Raw genomic sequence first — 890 nt, 5'->3', positions numbered from 1 at the left:
AAATAGACCTCTTGCGAAAGTAAAAACCACCTCAATATAAATTTCATGAGATATCAGAAATTAAATCGTTTTTCAGATTCTGAATTCAAACGCTTGGTTGGCGTACCTCGACATGTTTTTACTGAAATGGTAGAGGTTTTAGAAAAAGCAGAATCACTCAAAAAGAAATCAGGTCGTCCTCATACTTTAGATATAGAGGATCAGTTGTTATTAACTCTCAATTACTTACGGAGCTACAGCACTCAACTGGAATTAGCGGCAAATTACCATATCGCTGAAAGTAATGTGAATCGAACCATTAAAAAGGTTGAAGATGCATTGATGAAATCAAGACGTTTTACTCTGCCAAAACGAAGCATTACGACGGCAGACGAACACTTTAACTGGGTAATTATTGATGCGACAGAATGTTCAATAGAACGTCCGAAAAAAAAATCAGAGTAAATTCTACAGTGGTAAAAAGAAGAAATATACGCTAAAAGTACAAGTGATCTATCATCCGAACAGCAAACAAATCATAGGGCTAGATATATCGAATGGCAGTCAGCATGACATTAAATTGGCAAGAAAAACGGTTAAGAAATTCAAACATTGTGAATATGTTATGACTGATCTAGGGTACTACGGATTAGAGCAAGATGGCTTTAAATTATTGATGCCAATAAAGAAAAAGAAGAATTTACCTTTATTTGATGTTGAGAAAAAGTACAATAAAATGATTGGAAAAATACGAGTTGTGATCGAACACATTAATAGTCAATTGAAAACATTTAGAATATTAAGTGAACGCTATCGAAATAGACGGAAAAGATTCGGCTTACGCATTAACTTAATTGCTGCACTCGTAAACCGGATAAACTTGCAATAATGACTTTCGCAAGAGATCTAAT

1 protein-coding gene is annotated in these 890 nt (G+C 34.2%); it reads left to right on the top strand.

Translation table 11 applies throughout. From position 1 onward, the window contains the following. The first annotated feature begins 45 nt into the window (after window positions 1–45). A protein-coding gene (locus HLH14_RS04780; RefSeq protein ID WP_171532766.1) for an IS5 family transposase occupies window positions 46–868 on the top strand; the annotation gives its coding sequence in 2 pieces (ribosomal slippage) (window positions 46–426 and window positions 428–868; 822 coding nt in all). Window positions 869–890 lie beyond the last annotated feature (22 nt).

Origin of the sequence: Acinetobacter terrae, from assembly GCF_013004375.1 — a bacterium.
GTDB classification, from domain to species: Bacteria; Pseudomonadota; Gammaproteobacteria; order Pseudomonadales; family Moraxellaceae; genus Acinetobacter; species Acinetobacter terrae.
The sequence above is the reverse complement of the archived record's forward strand: the minus strand, read 5'-3'. Positions and strand labels throughout refer to the sequence as shown.